The sequence below is a fragment of the Nitrospirae bacterium YQR-1 genome, assembly GCA_039908095.1.
Lineage (GTDB): Bacteria > Nitrospirota > Thermodesulfovibrionia > Thermodesulfovibrionales > Magnetobacteriaceae > Magnetomonas.
The window spans coordinates 16,355-39,581 of the sequence record JAMOBJ010000006.1 but is presented as its reverse complement, the minus strand read 5'-3'; the positions used below and the strand labels follow the sequence as shown (position 1 = coordinate 39,581).

Below are 23,227 nucleotides of genomic sequence, written 5' to 3'. Positions count from 1 at the left end.
AAAAATCATGAAAAGAAAAAGAGGGGCTTTCATTTTGAGAGCCCCTCTTTGATAACTTACTTTATGATGATGCTAAGTCTTCACTACTTCCAGCCTGCTTTCTTTTCACACTCCTTCATTTCCTTAGGATGTGATTTTTCCCACTGGGTAATGGATTGTGTTTCATTGGAGTCCATCTTACTGTTCATACACTCACAGTACTTATAGACAACCTCTTCTTTTGCACCTTCACCCTTATTGTCCTTAATACACTGGGCAATCCATTTAGTATCATCCGCATCACCAAACGCAAGGCCACTTGCCATAACAAATGCAGTAAGAAACAGAATAACCGTTATTTTTTTCACTGCTTACCCCCTGTTGTTGATAATAAATGTTCTCACATATGGAGAAATTATGTGCAATTACATGCTGAGTATAGTAATGCAGCTTGATGTTGTATGTCAATAGTACAAATTTGCCGGCATGATTCTTATAAGGGTAACAGAGAGCTAAATAAACTTCATCCTGTTTTTATGTTATAATATTGTCAGGAGGTGGGGGCAATGAAACAGAAAATCCCCATTGATGAGCTGTCCGTTGGAATGTATATTGACGGAGTACAAGAGGACTGGATTAAGACACCTTTTTTGTTTCACCACTTTAGTGTCAGAAACCTAAAACAAATAAGTCAATTAAAAGAGCTCGGCCTTAAATACGTTTATATAGATACGGAAAAATTCGGTGATTTCCGTGAAATTGCCGACATTCCACCTGAATTTGAAGCTAAACCCGAAGACGCCTGCACTCAACCTTCACTTTACACTAAAGAAGAGTTGACAAAATATTACCACAATATTAACCTTTTTACTCAGATAGACAGAAATACTTTGATTAAGGGGTCTTTTGTTGATTTCTCACTTTATTTAAAAAAAAATCTCGGTGTGGTTCTTTTACAGAAATATGAGAATACAGATATAGAAATAACAGATTCTATTGTCTCGGCGGAGGGTGACATAGTAATAGAGAAGGCATCTAACCGCAAGTACAAAAACTATCTGAATGATTTGTTCAGAGTTAAGTCATTGCAGGAACCGGAAAGATTTAAACACTTAAAACAGATTATCGTGCGTGAGAACTCAAAGATATTAGTGCAGGAACTTTTGGATGAGCCCAGAAGCGGGGAAAAATTAAAAGAGTGCAGGGGGGCGGTTGAAGAGATTGTAGATATAATAGAGAAAAACGGCTTGGTTATAAGTGATTTGCTGACAATAAATAAGTATGACTACTACACATACACTCATTCGGTAAACGTATGCGTACTCACTGTGGGGTTGGCTCTGTCTTTAAAGATGTTTCCGGAAAACGAAATACCCTCTATAGGCATAGGTGCGCTTCTGCACGATATAGGGAAAAGTTTGATCCCCGTAGAGATTTTAAATAAACCATCAATGCTGACTGAGAGTGAATTTACAGTTATGAAACAACACGTGCTGATGGCACAAAAGATACTATCCGGTCAGAAGATACTTCTTAGGGAAATCTACCATCCTGTTATGGAACACCATGAAAAGTTAAGCGGGAAAGGTTATCCGAGAGGACTTGCAGATGGTCAGATTCACCCTGTGGGCAGATTGGTCTCTTTAATTGACACTTATGATGCCCTGACTACCGCCCGACCGTATAAAAAAGCGTTTTCCCCATTTGAGGCTCTCTCCATTATAAGAAAACAACTTGATGATTTTGACAACCTATATTATATCAATTTGGTTAAAATTCTCGGCTCTATAGCCGATTGATTTCATTTTCCATGAAGTTTCTTAATACAGGCACTTTTTATTTTAATATGGTTTTGGTATAATATATTTCATGGGCAAAATTTCGGATTTATATTGCATTTTTATTTGTAAACTCGTTTCAGAGGGCTGTAAGGAGCGCAGGCCACTGATGGTCTTTTATTATTATGGCTTATAATATTGCCATAGACGTCCGGTTAATCGGTTCATCGGGAATTGGAAGGTATGTCCGCTGCCTTTTAAAAACGATTTCCGACTGTAATGATATAAAATTTACCTTCATCGGCGACAGAGAGAAAATTGCCCATATTTTGCTAAACACTGACGGACACCGGATAATTCACTACACGGATGCAGTGTTTAGTATGAGTGAGCAGCTTAATATTCTTAATCTGCTGCCGCCTAAGTGTAACCTGTTTTTTCTGCCTCATTTTAATATGCCTATTTATCCTTTCAGAACGGTTAAACGTGTTGTCACCATCCATGATATGTTTCTGCTTGCATATTTTCACACGCTTAATGTAAAACAGAAGCTATATTCCAAGGTAATGTTAAACACGGCGGCTTCTCTTTCAGACAGGATTATCACAGTGTCGGAGTTTTCAAAATCCGAAATAATTAAATACACAAAACAACCACCATCCAAGATAGTCACCATCCATAACGGCGTTGACCATGAGATGTTTAAACCGTGCAAAGACAAGACTGCTCTTAGAAAGATCAGTGAGAGGTTAAACCTGCCGGAGAATTTTATTCTCTATGTCGGCAATGTAAAACCGCATAAAAACCTGGTGAGGCTTCTTCAGGCTTTTGAGATGCTCCTGTGCGAACCTTCCTTCAAAGACTTCAGCCTTGTTATAGTCGGCCAAATTGAGGGTTTGAGAACCGGCGATGATGAGTTTTTAAAGGCTGTTAATAAAAATGTAAGGCTAAGCAGCCGCGTTTTGCTCAAAGGCGTTGTAAGTGATGATGAGCTGCCGTATTATTATAATCTTGCCTCAGTTACAGTGCATCCGTCCCTTTATGAAGGGTTTGGATTTCCGCTTGTAGAGGCGATGTCATCCGGCTCTCCGCTGGTCTGTTCAAATGTTGCAAGTATGCCCGAGATATGCAAAGACAGCGCCAGGTTTGTTGACCCTCTTAGCACAGAGAGCATTGCAGAGGGTTTAAGAGAAATACTGTCTGATGAAAAATTAAGAGAGCGCATGGTTAAAAAGGGACTCAAGAGGTCTGAATCCTTTAGCTGGGAGCGGGTATCGGAGCAGCATGTAAAGGTTTTCAAGGAATTAGCCGGTTCAAAAGAAGCTAAAGAGTATTGATGGTGTGAAAGTATTACAATTTGGAAAATACTATCCACCGTCGCCCCCCGGCGGGATAGAGGTTGTTATGTATAACCTTGCAGAGGGGATAAACAAAGAAGGCCCCAGGTGTGATGTCCTGTGTTCTAATGACAATCCCGTTTATTCAGAGGAAAACTACAACGGCTATACTGTAACACGGACAAAATCCTACGGTAAAATCCTCTCAACATCTATCTCCCCGCAGTTGATTACAAAATTTATGGATATAAACAAAAACTATGACATTATTCATGTGCATTTCCCTGACCCGCTGGCAAACATAGCAGTGCTGCTTGCAAGGCCAAAAAGTAAAATAGTTCTTCACTGGCACAGTGACATTGTAAGACAGCGGCTGCTTCTTAAACTCTATGCACCCCTTATGCACCGGCTTATGAGAAGGGCTGACGCCATTGTCACCACAACACCTACTTATATCACCTGCTCCAGGCACCTTACCCCATATGAACATAAAGCCGTGACTATCCCGATAGGGGTCTCAACAGGACATCTGGCTGCAGATAGTGAAAAAGTTGCCGCCCTGAAGAAACTCTATAATGGCAGGAAAATAATTTTCAGCCTTGGCAGGTTGATTTATTACAAAGGATATGAACACCTGATTCGTGCCGCTATGGAGCTGGATGACAGTTACGCTGTGATAATAGGCGGTGAGGGGCCTCTTAAAGACCGACTAAATAGTATGATAAAATCACTTGGACTGGACGGCAGGGTGTTCTTACCCGGACGCATTTCAGATGAGCAACTGGGCAGCTACTATGAGGCGTGCGATTTGTTTTGCCTGCCGTCGGTTGAACGCTCCGAGGCATTTGGAATAGTAATTGTTGAGGCCATGTCGTTTGGGAAACCGGTGGTTGCTACAAAGCTGGCGGGCGTTGGATGGGTTAACCAGCACGGAGTGACTGGAATCAACGTAGAGCCCGGGAAAGCAGCCGAACTTGCTAACGCTATTAAATTAATTTTAACCGGCATGGAAATGTATAACAGGTTTTCCATCAATTGCAGAGAGCGGTTTATTAACTTCTTTACAAGAGAAAAGATGGCTCAGGCTGCAATAAAGCTCTATGAGAAATTACTTGGCATATAGTATCGGCTATTATAATTACCACCTTGTATCATTCATATCTTAAAGCATCAATAGGGTTTAACTGAGACGCCTTATAGGCTGGATAGAAGCCGAAAAATACCCCTATAAAGCCTGAAAATCCAAGTGATATAAACAGCGAGTACAAAGTTATGATTGTTTTCCAGCCGGCAAAAGAAGAAAGGATGTGAGCTCCTGCTATACCTGTTACAATCCCTGTAATCCCGCCAACTAAAGAAAGTACTATCGCCTCTGTTATAAACTGCAAACGAATATCCCACACTTGCGCCCCCACAGCCATACGTATCCCTATTTCACGGGTTCGTTCCGTTACCGAAACAAGCATTATATTCATAATTCCTATACCTCCGACCATCAGAGATACCGAGGCTATTGAACCAAGCAGGACAGACATCATCTTAGAGGATTCCTCGGCGGCCTGCATTATCTGAGTAATGTTTCTTACCGTAAAATCATCATCCTGCTTTCCTCTCAGATGATGCCTTTGCCTCAGAAGTTCACGAATTTGCCCCTCGGCAACCGGGATTTCTTGCAGGCCGGCAGCTTTAACGGTAATCATTCTGACCATACCGGGAAGGGATGTGCCGAATAGTTTTTTCTGTGCCGTTGTAACAGGCACAAATACAGCATCGTCCTGGTCCTGCCCAACCGGAGACAGCCCCTTCCTCTGAAGTACTCCAACTACTCTGAAGGGAAGGTTCTTTATTCTGATAGTTTGCCCCACAGGATCAATACCGCCAAAGAGGTTCTCAACCACGGTCTGTCCCACAAGGCATACCTTTGTTGCAGCATTTACATCCTGGGCTGTAAAATATTTTCCTGAGATAATACTCCATTCTCTTATTTCAAACATCTCAGGGGTCGTACCGGTTATAGCGGTTGACCAGTTGAGGTTATTAAAAATCACCTGGGCCACACCTCCGTACACAGGTGCTACGTTTTGCACGGCAGAGCAGTCTTTTCTTATGGCCCAGGCATCGCTAAGGGTGAGAGTGTTTAATGTGGAGCCACCCATTCTTGCCCCGCCTGATGTGCTTGAGCCGGGCAGTATTAAAAGCTGGTTGCTCCCCATTGCCCTGTTTTGCTCCTCAAGTTGAACCCTGGCTCCCGTGCCCACAGCTATCATCACAACAACGGCACACACTCCGATTACAATCCCCAGCATTGTAAGCCCCGAGCGCATCTTGTTGACCCTGAGCGCTCTCAGTGCAATCCTTACTGTTGAAGACAGATTCATCATAGTGTTTTAGCCCCTGAGTTCATCACTTAAAATCTTACCGTCCAGAAACCTTATAATACGCTTCCCGTAGGCGGCAATGTCAGGTTCATGGGTTACTATGATAATGGTTATACCGGAGTCCTCATTAAGTGCCTTAAACAGCTCCAACACCTCTACACTGGTCTTAGTGTCCAGATTTCCTGTGGGTTCATCGGCAAGTATCAGCGGAGCGTTGTTTACAAGAGCTCTGGCTATGGCAACCCGCTGCTGCTGCCCGCCCGAGAGCTGGTTAGGATGATGATGCTCTCTGCCGGTGAGTCCCACACGGTTAAGGGCAGCCATTGCCCGCTCTCTTCTTTCCATTTGCGGCAGCCCCATGTAAAGCATAGGTAATTCCACGTTTTCAAGGGCTGAGGTCCTGGGTAATAAGTTAAACCCCTGAAACACAAAACCGATTTTTTCATTTCTTAACTTTGAAAGGCTGTCTTTGTTAAGGTTTTCAACGTCTGCGCCGTCTAAGAAATACTTGCCGGAGGTGGGCTTATCAAGACAGCCAAGGAGGTTCATAGCAGTGGTTTTCCCCGACCCTGAGGGCCCCATAAGAAAGGTGAATTCCCCCCTGTTAATTGTTAAAGAGACCCCGTCAAGGGCACAAACATCAACATCCCCCATCCTGTAAATTTTTGTAACATCTATAGTTTCAATAAAAGACATGCGTCAAAAGAGCCTGCTGCCGTGGGGTTGGGGTTTGCCCCCCGCCGGTTTTGAAGTTTTGGGGATTTTAGACTCCGTGATTACTTCCATGCCGGGCTGTAGTGCATCAGAAATCACCTCTGTGTAATTACCGTCGCTGTCTCCTTTTTTAATGGCTGCACGATGTGGTTTGCCTTCCTTTAAAATCCAAACTGCCGGTTCATTCTTTCCGGGCGGCCCGTATGGCTGAAATCTCAGTGCGCTGTTTGGCACTTTAAGAACATCCGTTTTTTTATTAACTATGATTGTTACATTTGCCGTCATACCCGGTTTTAACTTAAACTCAGGATTATCCACCTTTACAACCACATCATAGGTAACTACATTTGATACCGTAATGGGTGAGTTTCTAACCTGAGTAACAACTCCCTTAAATGTGGTCTCAGGGTAGGCATCCACTGTGAATTCAACCTGCTGCCCCTCTGTGGTCTTGCCGATGTCGGCTTCAACCACGTTTGTATCAATCTGCATTTTTGTTAAATCCCTGGATATGCTAAAGAGCGTGGGAGTCTGAAAACTTGCTGCTACAGTCTGCCCGACATCCACAGATTTTGCCACAACAATTCCGTCAACCGGGGAGTATATATCGGTATATTTCAGGTTGGCTTCAGACAGTGCCAGGGCAGCCTCCGCCTGCTCCACCTGGGCGGCGGAAGCATCCACCTGTGCTGCTGAGGTCAGGTAATTTGTCTCAGATGTGTCCATTTCACTTTGGGATATGAATTTTCTGTTGTAGAGTTCCCTGCTTCTGTCTCTGCCTGTTTTTGCATCTGTTAAGGAGGCTTTTGATTTTTGAAGATTTGCTTTAGCTAACTTTAAGTTGGCCTGTGCCTGTTTGACTTGTGCTATAAAAGTAGCAGGGTCTATACGGGCAATCAACTGTCCTTTTGTAACAGTTGAGTTAAAATCAACAAGTATCTCTTTCACAGTGCCTGATACCTGAGTACCCACCAAAACAGTCGTCACGGGATTAACTACTCCGGTTGCAGTAACGACGGACACTATCTCGCCTCTTGCTATTTCCTCTGTACGGTATTTGGGTATATCATTTTTCCTGCTAAGAAAGAGATAGCCCGCAACAATCAATATCACCGAAATTATGGCGGCAATCAGAAGTTTTTTCACAAAATTATATTTTTAATTTGCTTATTCATTTTTGTCTATACCTGCTTACCTACATCAATCTTATCATATTTATTACAAAAGCAGATATAGCACAGTTGACATCTAATGCGGATTACCGGTACACTTAAACTATCAGAGGCGGCTTTTCATTTACACAGGCTAAAATATTTTTAGAAATGTCATCCTGATGACAAAAATTAATTAAATTGAAGTGTAATATAGATTTAATGGTTTTAAAAAATAAGTTTATAACAATACAAAGAGGGGGTATAAAAAAAATGGTAACAGACAAAAACAATCAACCAGGAGGAAGAGCAATGAAAAGAGCAATAGTTTCTTTTGCAGTGATATTATCAGTACTGTCACTAATTGTTGTAACAGACACAGGTAACGTATCGGCTGCAGGCGGAAATGTATATTACAGTCTGCCTTATTTACACACTCATGCAAGCAATGTAACTTACTGTGTAGTGTCAAACCTCTCAACAGACAACGTGACCTCGGCAAGCTTTACGGTGAAGGCCTCATCCGGCTCAACACCTACAAGAAAAGCCATAGCATTTCCATCGTCAGTATCTTTTGGCGGAAGCTCCTCTAACTTAATCTCATTCACAGGCAAATATGTCTATGTAGGAACCACTAAGGCGGCTGATCTATCCACAGACCTTGGATTATCTTCTACCACAACTAATGACAACACCACAAGCTCAAGTGACAATACTACAGGCAGTGGTAAAGGCGGCAACGACAAGGGAGAAAACGACAAGGGAGAAAAGGATAACAGCAGCAACAGCGGTAAAAGTGAAAAAATCTATTACGGCGGCACACTTACATTTACCTCAGACAGCAGCATAGACTGTCAGAAAATTGCAATGTCATGTTTCCAGGGTACGACCAATCCCAAACGTCCTATCGGTGGTTATACCTGCACGGATGACAGCTCAACCGGCCCCTCAGGCGGTAAAAACGTCTTAAGCTACTAAGTAAACCAACGTATAAGTATATTTAACAAACGGGACAGGGGTGAAAAACCCCTGTCCCGTTTGTTTTATCCCTGCAGTTATTTCCAATAAAAATAAAAAAATATCTTGACAAAACTTATAAGTTGTGTTAAAGTACATTAAAACTATTAGCACTCATCTATGGTGAGTGCTAACAAAAACAAAAAAATAAACTTATTATGAAAGGAGTGTGCTGTATGAAGTTCAAACCCCTTAAAGAGCGTGTATTTGTCAGCTACAAGGACGAACTGGAAAAGACGGCCGGTGGTCTATACGTGCCCGACACTGCCAGGGAAAAGCCTCAGCGCGGTAAGGTAGAGGCCGTAGGGTCAGAGGCAAAAGAAGTGAAGGTAGGAGATGAGGTGCTTTTTGATAAGTATTCCGGCTCAAAGGTTCAGATTGACGGCAAGGATTACCTGATTATCAAAGAAGAAGATATTTTAGGAATAATTGAATAAGGAGGATAAGCAACAATGGGAGCAAAGCAATTAGCCTTTGATGAGACGGCAAGAAGGGAGATGCTTGAGGGCATAACCATATTGACTAATGCCGTTAAAGCAACATTAGGACCAAAGGGCAGAAATGTCATATTGGATAAGAAATTCGGTTCCCCCATCATAACCAAAGACGGCGTAACCGTAGCAAAAGAAATAGAGTTGAAAGAACCATACCAAAACATGGGAGCCCAGCTTCTTAAAGAGGTAGCCTCAAAAACCTCCGACACAGCCGGAGACGGCACCACAACAGCCACCGTGCTTGCCCACGCCGTCTATAAAGAGGGTATGAAAAATGTGGTAGCCGGCGCCAACTCAATGGATTTAAAAAGAGGTATCGAAAAAGCGGTAATTGAAGTTGTGGCAAAGCTTAAGAGCATGAGCAAGGCGGTTTCAGACAAAAAGGAAATCGCTCAGGTAGGAACGATATCGGCCAACAACGACTCAACAATAGGCGATCTGATAGCAAGCGCCATGGACAAGGTAGGCAAAGACGGTGTAATCACCGTTGAAGAGGCAAAGAGCATGAACACCTCCCTTGACTTTGTAGAGGGAATGCAGTTTGACAGAGGGTACATTTCACCCTATTTTATAACGGACTCAGAGAGAATGGAGTGTATATTAGAGGACTGCTTCATGTTGCTGCACGACAAAAAAATATCGAGCATGAAAGACCTGATTCCTCTTCTTGAGCAGATAGCAAAGATGGGTAAACCGCTGCTTATCATATCTGAGGACATAGAGGGAGAGGCGCTTGCCACTCTTGTTGTCAATAAACTTCGCGGCACCCTGCATGTATCCGGCGTAAAGGCCCCGGGCTTTGGCGAGCGCAGAAAGGCCATGCTTGAGGACATCGCAATTCTTACAGGCGGCACGGTTATCTCAGATGACCTTGGGATGAAACTCGAAAATGTAAAAATAACCGACCTGGGTAAGGCCCGCAAGATAACCATTGACAAAGACAATACAACCATTGTTGAGGGTGCCGGAGATGCCAAGAAAATCCAGGGCAGAGTGAAGCAGATAAAGGCACAAATAGAGGATACCACATCGGACTATGACAAGGAGAAACTCCAGGAGCGCCTTGCCAAGTTAGTGGGCGGTGTTGCCGTAATTAATGTCGGGGCGGCTACCGAGACTGAGATGAAGGAAAAGAAAGCACGCGTTGAGGACGCTCTTCATGCAACCAGAGCGGCTGTGGAAGAGGGAATAGTACCGGGCGGCGGCGTTGCCCTTATTAGATGCATCAAGAGCGTTGAGGATCTCACACTTACAGGAGATGAGAGAATCGGAGCCAACATTATTAAGAAATGCCTTGAGGAACCTCTGCGGCAGATAATCTTCAACACAGGCCTTGAGAGCGCAACAATAATAGAGAAAGTAAAGGAAAACAGCGACGTCAACTATGGATTTGACGCACAGGCCGAGAAGTACTGTGATATGATGAAAGAGGGCATCATAGACCCTACCAAGGTGACAAGATGTGCTCTTCAGAATGCAGCATCTGTGGCGTCACTTATGCTTACCACTGCCGTTATGATAACCGATTTGCCCGAAAAGGAAGATAAGATGCCAATGGGCGGCGGCGGACACCCCGGCATGGGCGGCATGGGAGATATGTACTAAGCTAGTTAATACTTTAAAAAATACAGGGCTGTTTTGGTTAAGCGGGGAACAAAAAGTTCCCCGCTGGCAGCTTAAGGTGGCTTTTTTTAAGATTGAAAGTGTATGCTTAGAATTGTTACAGTTTTAAAAAAGTGTCCTTTTTTATTTTTGCGGGTTACAGGCGGCATGTGAGGAGTACGGGCTTTGGAAGATAGACTAAAGAAAATACTGTTTGCAGTAATTGAGAGCTACGTTGACAGCGCCTCCCCGGTGGGGTCACGCTACATTAGCAAGCGTTTTGGCCTGGGAATATCCTCGGCCACTATACGCAACGCTATGTGTGATCTTGAGGAGTTGGGGTATCTGTCCCAGCCGCACACCTCAGCAGGCAGAATGCCTACAGGAAAGGGCTACAGACTGCTTGTTGAGGAACTTATGGGCTTTGGAGTGTCTTCCAACGCTGAGCTGCTGAAACTGCTTTGTGATGGGGTTATGGGGGTAAGGGGACATTTATCTGATTTTCTCGGTTTGGTGTCCAAAATTCTCTCCAGCTATTCTCACTACATGGTGGTTGCCATGGAAACAACTATGGAAAACAGTATTCTTGGGTGGATAGAGCTTTTAAACTACAGAAACGACATGGTTGCCGTTGTGCTTATGACTGATGAGGGTACTATAAAGCACAAAGTATCGGCGCTTGAAATACCTCTCTCTCAGAGGGATCTAAAAAATATAGCAGCACTTTTGAACTCTGAGTTTAAAGGCTATACTCTTGGAGAAATTAAGGCAATCATGAGGAAAGAGGTTTGTGACAACAGAGTGCAGCGTGATACTCTGATTTCAAAAGCCTTCGGTTTTTTCAACAAATATCTGAGTTCGTTTGACCGTGATGTTTTTATCTCCGGCCTTGGTGAACTCTTTAATTTGCCGGATTTTGACGATATAGGGAAAATTAAGGAACTTTCCAATGCAATTAGTGACAAGGAGAGAATCATAGAGATTCTGGATAAAATAACGGAAAGCGGCGGTGTGCAAGTATTTATCGGGTCTGAACCTTTTCTGGATAAAAAAGACCTGAGCCTTGTGGCCTCACCTGTGTGTGACAGGGGAAGGCCTTTAGGAGTGCTCGGATTGATAGGCCCGCAGAGGATGGACTACGCCGGCGCTATTTCAATAATAGAGACCTCAGCGCGGTTCCTTTCAAGCCGGCTGGAGGACAGATAGGAGGTTGTCTTTGGAACACGGTACTGTTGATATAACGGTTGGGGAAGACGGGATAAAAACCGGTAACTCCAAACCTAAACAGCAATTGCAGGGACAGGAGCCTGAAATTGAACTTGTGACAGGCACTAAGGCGGAGCAGGAAGAAATGGAAAAACTCCGTCTTGACAATGCTGAGCTGAAGGATAAGTATATCAGGCTTCATGCTGAGTTTGATAATTATAGAAAAAGAGTTCAGAAGGAAAAAGATGAGTTATATAAGTACGGAGCAGAGCCTATGGTTTCCGATCTGCTTAACGTAATTGACAATCTCGAGGCTGCCCTCTCACATGTAAGTGATATGTCAAACCCGCTGGTTCAGGGTGTTGATCTGACATTAAAGGAGTTAAAAAAAATTCTGGGCAAGTACGGCCTTGTAGAGATACACTCCGCCGGAAAGGCTTTTGATCCGGCATACCATCATGCTATGACTGAAGTACCCCGGGACGACCTTGATGATAAAACCGTTGTAGATGTATTCAGAAAAGGCTATACTTACAGAGACAGAGTGCTAAGGGCTTCAATGGTGTCGGTATCGAAAAAAAACAATAGGCAAAGCAGCACCCCTGAAATTGCAAATGAAACCACAGAATTTAATGAGATAAAGGAGGGAAACAATGGCTAAGGCAATTGGAATTGACCTTGGTACAACAAATTCATGCGTTGCAGTTGTACAGGGAGGGGAGTCGGTCGTGATACCCAATCAGGAGGGGGGCAGGACAACTCCGTCAGTAGTGGCAATAACAGATAAGGGAGAGCGGCTTGTCGGACAAATTGCAAAGCGACAGGCGATCACTAACCCTGAAAATACAATATATTCGGTTAAAAGACTCATGGGCAGGCGTTTTCAAACGAGGCAGGTCACGGAGGCAATAAAAAGACTGCCCTACAAAATAGTGGATGCTCCTAACGGGGACGCCCATGTTGAGATACGGGGAAAGAGGTATTCACCGCCTGAGATATCGGCGATGATTCTGCAAAAGCTTAAACAGGCGGCGGAGGACTACCTTGGTGAGAAGGTTACAGATGCGGTAATAACAGTGCCTGCGTATTTTGACGACAGTCAGCGGCAGGCTACCAAGGATGCCGGGAAAATCGCCGGCTTGAATGTTCTCAGAATTATAAATGAGCCGACGGCAGCCTCTCTTGCATATGGAATAGATAAGAAAAAAGAGGAAAAAGTAGCCGTTTATGATCTGGGCGGCGGTACTTTCGACATATCAATACTTGAAATCGGAGAGGGAGTTATAGAGGTTAAGTCCACAAACGGGGATACATTCCTGGGTGGGGATGATTTTGATCTGAAGGTCATGGACTGGCTGGTGGAAGAGTTTAAGCGTGACCAGGGTATTGATTTAAAAAACGACAAAATGGCTCTTCAGAGACTGAGAGAGGCCTCGGAAAAGGCTAAAATAGAGCTTTCAAGCGCAACCGAAACGGAAATCAACCTGCCCTTTATAACGGCGGATGCAACAGGCCCTAAGCATATGCTGATAAAACTCTCCAGGGCTAAATTTGAGCAGTTGGCGGATGAACTGATAATAAACTCAGTAGGGCCCTGTAAGCACGCCCTTAAAGATGCTCAGATGTCCACCTCAGACGTCAATGAGGTAATTTTAGTTGGCGGCTCAACAAGAATACCAAAGGTGATATCCACTGTGCAGTCGTTTTTTGGCAAGGAACCTAACAGGACGGTTAACCCCGATGAGGTGGTGGCGGTTGGAGCGGCAATTCAGGCGGCGGTGCTTAAGGGTGAGGTTAAAGAGGTTTTACTTTTGGATGTTACTCCTCTTTCACTGGGAATTGAAACTCTGGGTGGTATATTTACAAAGTTGATAGAAAGAAATACGACTATACCGTCAAAAAAGAGTCAGGTGTTTTCAACTGCATCGGACAACCAGCCGGCTGTTACTATTAAGGTATTTCAGGGCGAGCGTGAGATGGCCGCAGATAATAAACTTTTGGGGAATTTTGAACTTGTAGGCATACCACCTGCCCCCAGAGGGATTCCTCAGATAGAGGTCACTTTTGACATAGACGCAAACGGCATACTCCACGTCTCAGCCAAAGACCTGGGTACAGGCAAGGAGCAGTCTATTAAGATAACAGCCTCAAGCGGACTTTCCGAGGACGACATAAAGAAGATGGTCCGTGATGCCGACGCCCACTCGGCTGAAGACAAGAGGAAAAGGGAATTGGCGGAGACAAAAAATGAAGCCGACTCGCTGTCATACTCTGTTGAGAAATCGTTAAAAGAACACGGGGATAAGCTTGCAGAGAATGAGAAGACGGATATAGAAAACGCACTGAAGCGGGTTAATGATTTAAAGGACACCTCTGATGATCCTAAGGAGTTAAAGGCTGCGGTGGAGGCACTGCAAACAGCATCACACAAGTTAGCCGAGCATTTGTATAAAAATGCGGGGGCACAGGGCGGTGAACAACATGATGGCCAACACCAGCATGGCGGCCAACAGCAACACGGAGGGGCAAAGCCTGAAGAGGACTTTGTAGAGGCTGAGTTTGAGGATGTGGATAAAAAAGACAAAGATAAAACTAAATAAAGAATGGATAAACAATGAAAGACTACTATGAAACTCTTGGGGTAAGCAGGTCGGCAACTCCTGATGAGTTGAAAAAAGCATACAGACAGCTTGCCCTGAAATTTCATCCTGACAGAAATGCGGGGGATAAGGAGTCTGAGGAACGGTTTAAGGAAATAAACGAGGCGTACTCGTGTCTGAGCGATCCGGCAAAGCGCTCAACTTATGACAGATTTGGCACGGTGGATGGTATGGGAGGGGGGCCGGGGTTTGGTTCGTTTTCGGGCGGGTTTTCCGATATTTTTGGAGACATATTTGAGGATATTTTGGGTGGCTTTGGGGTTGGAGGCGGCTCTCAGAAGGCAAACAGACCAAGAAGAGGTGCCGATTTACGCTATGACATGGAGCTGAATCTGATGGAAGCCGCCTTTGGCATAGATAAAGACATAAATATTCCGCGGTGGGAATCATGTGATAAGTGCTCAGGCTCAGGCTCTGCGGGGGGCAAAACACCGGAGCGCTGTTTGGCCTGTAAGGGCTCGGGGCAGACGATGTTCCAGCAGGGGTTTTTCTCGGTTAGTAAGACATGTGGAAGGTGTGGGGGCTCAGGGGTTGTTATAACAGATCCGTGTAATGAGTGCAGTGGCAGCGGCAAGGTACGCAGAACTCGCTCACTTAATGTGAAGATTCCTCCGGGTGTTGATACCGGAATGAAGCTTAAACTCAGTGGCGAGGGTGAGGCCGGCACAAAGGGAGGCCCGCAGGGGGACCTTTACGTGTATCTGTCAGTTCATGAGCATCCGTTTTTTAAACGCCACGAGAGGGACATATACTGTGAAGTGCCGATAGCTTTTTATGTAGCGGTTTTTGGCGGTGAGATAGAAGTTCCAAAGCTTAAGGGAAGCGGAAAGATTAAGATTCCTTCCGGCACGCAGTCCGGTGAAATTTTCCGGTTAAGAGGCGAGGGTGTTCAGCGGGTGGGCGGGGGACAGAAGGGTGACCTGATAGTTAAGGTTTACATCGATGTACCTAAAAAAGTGACTCAGCGGCAGCGTGAACTGCTGGAGGAATTTGCCAAAGAGAGCGGTGATGAAGTGCAAAGGAGTTTTTCAGAGAAGATAAAGGGTTTTTTTACCGGTGAATAGGCTTGCTCTGTGATAATTGATGCCCCGTGTATATATTGAAAAAATAACAGTAAAAGACGGGGTTTTACGCCTGACAGGAGAAGACGCCCACTATCTGACAAACGTTTTGAGGCAAAGAAAAGGCGACTCTGTTGAGGTGTTTGATTCACTGGGAAGGTTTTTTGACGGAAGAGTTATAGATGCCGCAACAAGAGAGGTACTACTTAATATTACCCCCCGGGACAGACAAAAAGAAGAACATTCAACTGCAATAGTGCTATGTCAGGGGCTTCTGAAGGGAGCAAAAATGGACATGGTGATACAAAAGACCACAGAGCTTGGCGTAAGTGAAATCATCACGTTTTATAGCTCCCGTTGTCAGTACAAGGAAACCGGAAAACTTTCGAGGTGGAATAAGATAGCTGTAGAGGCCTCAAGGCAGTCGGGGCGGGTGGCAGTGCCGGTAGTTAGTGCACCGATAAGTTATTCCGACTTATTGTTAACGATAAAATGCAGTAAACAGAGCCGTGCTTTTATTTTTTATGAAAAAACAGGTGTAAGTTTAAAATCGGTAGCCTTGTGTGTTGATGTAAAGACTATATATGCTGTGACAGGGCCTGAGGGCGGTTTCAGTTCGGATGAAATTGATGAGGCTGAAGCAGCAGATATCACACCGGTGTTTTTAGGCAACAGAATTCTGCGTGCCGAGACAGCCGCTGTTGCCTCAGTGCTCCTTCTTCAATTCCTTTTTGGCGATATTGAGTAAGGTTATTTTTAATTATTGAGATAAAAAAAAATTACTGATTTCTTTTTCATAACAGCTAATGCTAAAATTCACTATATTAAGACAAGCTGGGAAGCCGGAGCGAAAGGGGTAACAATTGAAGATAAGGTTTTGTGGAGTCAGAGGGTCAATTCCCACGCCTGGGAAGGAAACGGTCAGATACGGCGGTAACACTTCCTGTATTGAGTTGACAGGCAGAGAGGGTACTCATTTGATTTTTGACGCTGGTACAGGCATCAGAACAATTGGTGAGAGGTTTGCCCCTAAGTCTCCTATGACTATTCATTTGCTTCTATCCCATACCCATTGGGACCATATTCACGGTTTTCCTTTTTTCATTCCTGCATACATTCCAAAAAATGTAATAAACATCTACGGCCCTCCGCATTTTGATAAAAGTTTGCGCGAAATTATGGCTCAACAAATGGTTTATTCATACTTTCCTGTAAACTCCGATGAACTCTCTGCAACAATTAACTACAGAGATTTGAAGGAGGAAACATTCCAGGTTGGTGAGTTTAACGTAAAATCAAAACTCATGAACCACCCTGTTACGTGTTTCGGTTATCGTGTTACTGAGGGCGATGTAAACATTGTTTATACGGGCGACAACGAGCCGTATTATAATTTTATGGCAAATTCCGTAGTTGATGAAAACGAACGTGAGGAAATCGAGCAGATTGTAAGAGAGCAAAATGCAAGAACCGTAGAGTTTGCAAGGGGTGTGGATGTATTGATCTGTGATGCACAGTACTCGGATACTGAATATCCCTTAAAGGTGGGATGGGGACATAGCTCGACTATGCATGCCATTGACCTTGCCGTTAAGGCTGATGTGAAGCATTTAGTGATATTTCATCATGAGCCGTCCCGCTCTGATGATAAAATGGATGAGCTCCTGCAATATACCATTAACAAATACAATGAAATGCCTCACAAAGGGTTAAAGATAACTGCGGCTATAGAGGGCGACGAAATAGACATATATGCAGGGTAATGGGCTCAATTTGAAGCTCCATATTCATACAGCGTAAAACTAAAATGAGGAGGTTGTAAGGATGAGAGAAAGCAGAATATTAAAAGTGTTGTTTTTGTTGGTATTGGTGGCTTTTGTATCAGCAGGTTGTGCCAACATGGAGTATGCTCCAAAGCGCTCCGTTTGGTACTATCACAAGGAACTGCCTGAAGCTGACAGGGCAATAGCAAAAGCTCAGGGGGCGGGAAAGGACAAGGATTGCCCTGATGAGTTTAATAAGGCTGCAAAGATGAGAGACGACGCCTATGATACATACCTTTCATGCCGCACTGCAGAGGGTATTGAAATGGCTAAAAAGGCAACTCAGATGGCTAATGCTCTTTGCCCACCCAAACCGGCTCCACCGGTGGTAATAGAAAAGACAAAGAAGTGGAAAGAAGTTGCAAAGGTTACACTGGTTAATTTTGCAACAGACAAGAGTAATATCGAGACCAAATACAGTGTTGAACTCCAGCAGGCTATAGAATTTGCTAAGAAGTACCCGGATTCTAAGATTGACGTTGATGGACACACAGACAACAGGGCTTCAAAGCAGTACAATGATGCACTCTCAATGAGACGCGCAAGCTCTGTGGCAAAGTATCTGCAGGAACATGGTGTAAGCCAGAGCCGTATTAAGGCCAATGGTTTCGGTTTTTCACAGCCGGTAGATACTAATGCTACTGCCGCCGGAAGGGCTAAAAACAGGCGTGTGGAAATTCGCATCTCTGCTCAGGTAGAGGTTGACGCAGGTGATTCCGCCCCTGTGATGAAACATGAAATGAAGCACGATATGAAGCATGATATGAAAGACGATACGAAAAAAGCTAAAAAAGTTAAAAAGGCTAAAAAAGCTAAAAAGGCTGAAAAAGCTAAAGATACAGAAACTAAGCCAAATTAACTTTAAGCATAGTTGTTGATTTTAAAACACGGGAAGCAAAATAGTTTTGCTTCCCGTGTTTTTTATGTTGACAACTGCCATGAAGGTTTTATATCGTATTTTGTATGCTATTGAATTATAACCTTGGAGGTATCGGCATGATTTTCAGGATTATTTTTTATTTGTCATTGCCATCTGTTGCGATGTTTATGTTAGCCGGATGTGCCGGTTTTGAATTTACGCCTAAAGGCAAAGTGTTATACACTCATAAAGAGCTGACAGAGGCTGACAGAGCAATAGAACGAGCCCAAAAAGCCGGTAAAGACAAGGAATGTCCTGATGAGTTTGGTGCTGTAGTTAAACTAAGAGATGAGGCATATGAAGTTTACTGGAACTGCCACACTCAGGAAGCAATAGATTTAGCTAAAAAGGTGCCGCAGATGGCAAACAATCTTTGCAGGGGTGGCAGGTACAGCTCAAACCCTGTCCATGTATCCCGCAAAGAAGCAGCTGTTGTTACCGTGGTTAATTTTGATGTTAACACGTCAAAAATCAGAAAAGACAATGAAAAACAATTAAACACAGCGGTTGAGACTATAAAGCAATACCAACAGCCGAGCGTGAGAGTAGAGGGGCATACCGATACAGTCGGTGGATACGACTATAATATGAGGCTTTCTAAGAGAAGGGCCGAGGTAGCCAAAGACTACATTGTAAGGCACGGTGCAATAAGTGCCGATAAGGTGGAAACGGTAGGTTACGGTTACACACAACCGGTTGACACCAATGAAACCGCCGCTGGAAGAGCCCGTAACAGAAGGGCTGATATAAGGATCTTCTCGCGATAGTTCCAATGAGTTGCCAATTGCCGAGACTTAATATCTCTTTAGCGGGATTTTGATAAAAGCCCTGAATGTTACCTCTCTACAAGGAAGGGCTGTAAGGAAAGCCATAACATCAGAATTTGGGTGAGAGGAGATTATTTTTGAAAACAAGTATCTGGTTAGAGTTTCCAGGGAGGAAGGGTAAAAAAAAAGGAGGTATTTATGAGTAAAGTGAGATTTAGGTGTTCAGGCATCATATTTTTATCGGTATTGATGATTTTTAGTTTTTCATCAGTGTCAATTGCCACAAACGGAGACAACCTGATAGGAGTAGGCAGTGCTTCACGACAGATGGGGGGAACTGGTATTGCTGCACCTCAGGATGCTGTCGGCGCAATATACAGCAATCCTGCTGCAGTGGGAGATTGTGGAAAAATCACCCTTGATTTCATGGGGACTCTGTTTATTCCAACTGTGACCAACAGGGTTACGGTTACAAACTTATCTTACAGTGCAGACAGTGCAAGCAAGGTATATACAATCCCGTCTGTGGCTGTTACAATTCCAATATCTAAGCAGTTGAAGGTTGGGCTTGCAGCATATGGCACAAGCGGCCTTGGCGTTGACTACAGGGGTACCAATGTGGACAACTCAAGATATTATGATTTCTCTTCCTTTTATGGCCGCCCGGCCGGAAGTATCGTCTATCCTCTTCAATCCGGTACCTATACCAACTATAACTCCATGCAGTTTGCACCTTTCTTAAGGTACAAGTTTGACGATCAGTTCTCCATAGGTCTTGCAGCCCGTGTTAATTATTCGATGTTGGACTTAGGCAGCGGCACCAGCCAGAACTATGGTTTGGGTGGAAAGATAGGCATACTCTATAAGCCGGTGGAAAAGGTATCTCTGGGCTTAGCTTATGCTTCCCCGATTGAGATTAATTTTAAGAATGTGACGGACTTCGACGGCGATGGTGTAAAGGATAACCTTAAACTGGAGCAGCCCCAGGAGGTAGGCTTTGGTATAGCGGTTGAGCCGATTAAGGATAAGTTACTCTTAGAGGCTGACGTCAAATGGGTAAACTGGGCGGATGCCTCCGGTTATAAGGATTTTGACTGGGATAATCAGGTGGTGGTGGGTGCCGGCATACAGTTTAAACCCGTAAAGGAACTGGCTTTGAGGGCAGGGTACAACTATGGTAAAAACCCTGTTAAAAACCACAGTAATTTTGTTGGTTCCAACATGGTAAGCATTCAGGGGCACTCCATGCCGGTTTACTATTATGAGTCATTCAGAATTACCGGCTTTCCCGCCTTAGTTGAGCATCATCTGACCCTTGGCCTTCAATACACATTTAACGATAAGGTTAGTTTAAACGCCGGTTACATGCACGCATTTGAAAAAACCATGAAAGAGACCGGTACCAATATGGCAGGTTACGCCTCATCTTTTGAGACCGCCATGTCAGAGGACTCGATAGAATTGGGTATTACGGTTAAATTTTAGATTTTTCCAGTTAGTATTTAAATATGCCCTGTGGTTTAACCACAGGGCATTGATCTTAAACTATAAAACTGATACCAGGTTGCATTCAATCGTCTGTTTTTTTACCTATATAAACGCTACACGATATGACAGGTTCAAAACAGTCACTTTCCTTTATTTTAAAACCGGTGTTTTTGCTTTAAAGACTCGTGCCGTCGGCCATGCGTTATAGACCTGGGTGTAGAGGTCCTTGTTGTAATTGCCCAATAGGTACATCTGGTTAAAGTTAGAATTAAACACCTCATCGTTAAACAGAAACACGGCAAATATGTTTTTGTCTTTTGCAAGGGCCTCAAAAGAAAGACCTTTCCTGCTGTTGCCGTATTCCCTGCTGTCTAATACCTGCCCGTTTTCAACCATTACTGATCTGACAAGGGCACTCCGGCCATTTATAGTCCCGGTATTGAGGTCTATCTTGTTGCCCTCACATGTTATTACTCTGTCTTTAAAGGTTTGGCAGCTTAACGGTACAAAGTAGGGTTGGCTGCCGCCCTCCCCCCTTATAGCGTCAAGCCCCCTTAATGTAAAAATCGCAGGTAATTTCATTATCATATCCATTGTAAAGAGAATATGCGACTTGTCGTATTTCACGTCATCTATAACTTTCTCCACTGCCTGATCCTTTACTATTTGCTCCTCTGTGACTGTTGAACCTCCTTTGGTAAGCATACTGAGGATATTATAGAGTTCAACCTGACTGTTTGAGGTCAGCGCATGAGCTATGTAGAGGGTTTTTATTGTCTCTTGAGAGCCACCGTCATGATATGTCGCAAAACCGGTTATATCTTCAAGTGCATAGCCAAAATCCCACCACGTAAAGATAACTGATCTCTCCGGCAGCGTCTTGCCTATCGTCTGAAATGACCAATACAGGTTAGTTGGAATTGATGGCGAGGGCACCAGAAAAAAAGCCGTCTGCTTTATTATAATCAAAAAAAATATAAAAGCCGATGCGTAGAGAATTATGCTTTTAAGAAGTTCTTTTTTTATTTTAAACATCTGAAACATGGAATCCACAAACAATGTGACAAAATAACCATACCCTACCCCTACAAATGGAGCCAGATACATAACAAAACGGTTGGAACCTGAAAAAGCTACCATTCCCAACAGCAAAACCGGAGATATAGGTATTAATTTTTTGAAATTAACTACTGCAAAGACGGTGAAAAAAACAAGCCCGACAATGGTTAAAACCGGATTTTGTAAGACCATCGCCATTGTCTCCATAAAAGGATACTTGTAAAGCTCTGAGACCTGAGTAAGAGCCGAAGTGCGGCTTCCAAACTCTATTCCCATAAACGAATGTCTTCCGAAAAATACATAATTTGAAAGAACTGGAAACACATATGCAGACAGATATGGAACAGCGTAAGTGGTAAATACGTAAGCAGCAAGAGTTTTAACATCAGTCCATCTCTCAAAAGAAAAGGCTGCAATTGTTGTTAACAATATAACAGTATGATGCAGAAATTTAATTTTTATTTTAGAATAGAAACCTGCCGCCATAATGACAATAACCGTCACTGCCAGAGACAAGGTGAATTTAATAAATACCACAGGAATTAATGCCAAAAATAATGATGCTGTCAATAAGATAGAGTTGCCGGTAAATCTCTCTTTATATGGAATTACAAAAGGAGATGAATACAAAATAAAGTAACTTGTTAAGTGATGTGCAAACGTGGAAAGATAGAATATCAGAAGCGATACGGTAGTGCCTGAAGTTAATGAAAACTTTGCAGGGAACTCTAAAAAAATGTGTGCAAAGTTAGCCGGAGATGAGGAAAACAAAAAAACTGCAAGAGCTTTCAGTATAGTCAATTTATCCGCTTTGTTAACAAAAAGGTATATAGCAAAAACAACAAAATACATTTCGATAAACTGCACGGTAGGGTACCATAAGTTAAAGATGTACAGAGTGACTCCGGCTAAAAGCGCATATAGATATAAAAATTTTGATTTTCCGGCAAATAATATAAACATGGAAGCCATAAACGGGAAAAACAGGTTTAACGAGTCTGTATCTACACGTCCTAAGCATGACCTAACGTGGTAGCTGTGGCAAAAGGTGGCAATCAGGGCCCCTGTAATTCCAAGGGCGGGGTAGCCCATCCTGTAAAAGTATATAATAAAAGGAATTACAAACAAACCGGCAAGAAACGGTATAAGATATATCCCTGCCACATATAAGTCACCCCCTGTAAGTTTTGAGACTACTCTGAGAAAGAAACATAAGAGGGGTTCAGTGTCCGGGTATTTGTAATCCGGTGTAGGGAAGAATCTCAGAGGGTCTGTCTGCCCGCCCTTATACCGGCCATTTTCATAGTCTCTGGCCATACGGATCCAGTAGAAAGCATCAACTGTGGTCATCATCGGGGTTGAGCCTGCAAAATATGTGGAGGGACTCTGCTTCCATACCCGATACTGATTAAATCTAACGGCGGTAGAAAAAACAAAAGTAAGCGCTGCTACTATTAAAATGGAAACAACACCGGCTTTAATTTTTGGTTTCAGGAATTTTAACTTACCGGCCACTATGAAAATTATATGATTTAAATGAAAAAAGTCAATAAATTTGTCTAAAAATAATTAATTTTGCAGGGTAACTTGACTTATTTATGTATCAAAGTAATAAACTATTACAAGGGAGCTTTTGATATTGGAATTCTAATACCAAGTAGCAGTCAAAAGAGTAACGAGGCGGCAAGGAGAAAGCGACACCTCCCCTTACAGGGGATTCCCCTTTAGGGGAGGCGTCAAGGAGCTTTCGACGAAGCCAACAAAGTTAATCGAATGAATGCAACTTAGTATTAG

General features: G+C 43.5%; 20 protein-coding genes. 15 read left to right on the top strand and 5 right to left on the bottom strand.

Annotated elements, in window-relative coordinates:
* Positions 1 to 83 precede the first annotated feature (83 nt).
* The gene (locus H7844_05070; protein MEO5356653.1) at positions 84 to 347 is read right to left on the bottom strand and encodes a hypothetical protein; all 264 of its coding nucleotides are present in this window, start codon (positions 345 to 347) and stop codon (positions 84 to 86) included.
* A 198-nt stretch (positions 348 to 545) separates the two neighbouring features.
* Here H7844_05070 and H7844_05065 point away from each other — a divergent pair, with 198 nt between their 5' ends.
* The 3 genes from H7844_05065 (at position 546) to H7844_05055 (ending at position 4,217) form a co-directional block, all read left to right on the top strand.
* The gene (locus tag H7844_05065; protein ID MEO5356652.1) at positions 546 to 1,778 is read left to right on the top strand and encodes a DUF3391 domain-containing protein; all 1,233 of its coding nucleotides are present in this window, start codon (positions 546 to 548) and stop codon (positions 1,776 to 1,778) included.
* 164 nt (positions 1,779 to 1,942) lie between these two features.
* The gene (locus tag H7844_05060) at positions 1,943 to 3,094 is read left to right on the top strand and encodes a glycosyltransferase family 4 protein (protein ID MEO5356651.1); all 1,152 of its coding nucleotides are present in this window, start codon (positions 1,943 to 1,945) and stop codon (positions 3,092 to 3,094) included.
* A 4-nt stretch (positions 3,095 to 3,098) separates the two neighbouring features.
* Positions 3,099 to 4,217, top strand: coding sequence for a glycosyltransferase (locus H7844_05055; GenBank protein MEO5356650.1), 1,119 nt, complete (start codon positions 3,099 to 3,101; stop codon positions 4,215 to 4,217).
* 28 nt (positions 4,218 to 4,245) lie between these two features.
* On the opposite strand, the gene H7844_05050 is transcribed toward H7844_05055, so the two are convergent.
* The 3 genes from H7844_05050 to H7844_05040 are packed head-to-tail and all read right to left on the bottom strand — an operon-like array spanning position 4,246 to position 7,332.
* Positions 4,246 to 5,475: an ABC transporter permease gene (locus tag H7844_05050; protein MEO5356649.1), complete on the bottom strand. Its 1,230-nt coding sequence runs from the start codon at positions 5,473 to 5,475 to the stop codon at positions 4,246 to 4,248.
* A 6-nt stretch (positions 5,476 to 5,481) separates the two neighbouring features.
* Entirely contained in the window at positions 5,482 to 6,168 is a 687-nt protein-coding gene (locus H7844_05045; protein ID MEO5356648.1) for an ABC transporter ATP-binding protein, read from the bottom strand.
* Positions 6,169 to 6,171: 3 nt separating this feature from the next.
* Positions 6,172 to 7,332: an efflux RND transporter periplasmic adaptor subunit gene (locus H7844_05040; protein ID MEO5356647.1), complete on the bottom strand. Its 1,161-nt coding sequence runs from the start codon at positions 7,330 to 7,332 to the stop codon at positions 6,172 to 6,174.
* A gap of 317 nt (positions 7,333 to 7,649) precedes the next feature.
* Here H7844_05040 and H7844_05035 point away from each other — a divergent pair, with 317 nt between their 5' ends.
* The 12 genes from H7844_05035 to H7844_04980 all read left to right on the top strand — a co-directional run bounded on the left by H7844_05035 (position 7,650) and on the right by H7844_04980 (position 20,371).
* Positions 7,650 to 8,315: a hypothetical protein gene (locus tag H7844_05035; protein MEO5356646.1), complete on the top strand. Its 666-nt coding sequence runs from the start codon at positions 7,650 to 7,652 to the stop codon at positions 8,313 to 8,315.
* A gap of 215 nt (positions 8,316 to 8,530) precedes the next feature.
* On the top strand, positions 8,531 to 8,791 hold the full coding sequence (locus tag H7844_05030; protein MEO5356645.1) for a co-chaperone GroES: 261 nt from the start codon (positions 8,531 to 8,533) through the stop codon (positions 8,789 to 8,791).
* A 15-nt stretch (positions 8,792 to 8,806) separates the two neighbouring features.
* Positions 8,807 to 10,453 carry a chaperonin GroEL gene (groL, locus tag H7844_05025; GenBank protein ID MEO5356644.1) on the top strand — a complete coding sequence of 549 codons (1,647 nt, stop codon included), beginning with the start codon at positions 8,807 to 8,809 and terminating at the stop codon, positions 10,451 to 10,453.
* 183 nt (positions 10,454 to 10,636) lie between these two features.
* Positions 10,637 to 11,656, top strand: coding sequence for a heat-inducible transcriptional repressor HrcA (gene hrcA, locus H7844_05020; GenBank protein ID MEO5356643.1), 1,020 nt, complete (start codon positions 10,637 to 10,639; stop codon positions 11,654 to 11,656).
* Positions 11,657 to 11,666: 10 nt separating this feature from the next.
* Positions 11,667 to 12,317 carry a nucleotide exchange factor GrpE gene (gene grpE, locus H7844_05015; protein MEO5356642.1) on the top strand — a complete coding sequence of 217 codons (651 nt, stop codon included), beginning with the start codon at positions 11,667 to 11,669 and terminating at the stop codon, positions 12,315 to 12,317.
* Positions 12,310 to 14,256: a molecular chaperone DnaK gene (gene dnaK / locus H7844_05010; protein MEO5356641.1), complete on the top strand. Its 1,947-nt coding sequence runs from the start codon at positions 12,310 to 12,312 to the stop codon at positions 14,254 to 14,256. The genes grpE and dnaK overlap by 8 nt, the downstream gene beginning before the upstream one ends.
* Before the next feature lie 14 nt (positions 14,257 to 14,270).
* Positions 14,271 to 15,380, top strand: coding sequence for a molecular chaperone DnaJ (gene dnaJ, locus H7844_05005; protein ID MEO5356640.1), 1,110 nt, complete (start codon positions 14,271 to 14,273; stop codon positions 15,378 to 15,380).
* A gap of 19 nt (positions 15,381 to 15,399) precedes the next feature.
* On the top strand, positions 15,400 to 16,125 hold the full coding sequence (locus tag H7844_05000; GenBank protein MEO5356639.1) for a 16S rRNA (uracil(1498)-N(3))-methyltransferase: 726 nt from the start codon (positions 15,400 to 15,402) through the stop codon (positions 16,123 to 16,125).
* A gap of 115 nt (positions 16,126 to 16,240) precedes the next feature.
* Complete coding sequence (locus tag H7844_04995) at positions 16,241 to 17,140, top strand: MBL fold metallo-hydrolase (GenBank protein MEO5356638.1); 900 nt, start codon at positions 16,241 to 16,243, stop codon at positions 17,138 to 17,140.
* A gap of 61 nt (positions 17,141 to 17,201) precedes the next feature.
* Positions 17,202 to 18,059, top strand: a complete 858-nt coding sequence (locus H7844_04990; GenBank protein ID MEO5356637.1) for an OmpA family protein — start codon at positions 17,202 to 17,204, stop codon at positions 18,057 to 18,059.
* A 137-nt stretch (positions 18,060 to 18,196) separates the two neighbouring features.
* Positions 18,197 to 18,886: an OmpA family protein gene (locus H7844_04985; protein MEO5356636.1), complete on the top strand. Its 690-nt coding sequence runs from the start codon at positions 18,197 to 18,199 to the stop codon at positions 18,884 to 18,886.
* A 198-nt stretch (positions 18,887 to 19,084) separates the two neighbouring features.
* Positions 19,085 to 20,371, top strand: coding sequence for an outer membrane protein transport protein (locus H7844_04980; protein ID MEO5356635.1), 1,287 nt, complete (start codon positions 19,085 to 19,087; stop codon positions 20,369 to 20,371).
* Between the two features lie 153 nt (positions 20,372 to 20,524).
* Here H7844_04980 and H7844_04975 read toward each other — a convergent pair whose 3' ends face one another.
* Complete coding sequence (locus H7844_04975) at positions 20,525 to 22,948, bottom strand: hypothetical protein (GenBank protein ID MEO5356634.1); 2,424 nt, start codon at positions 22,946 to 22,948, stop codon at positions 20,525 to 20,527.
* Positions 22,949 to 23,227 lie beyond the last annotated feature (279 nt).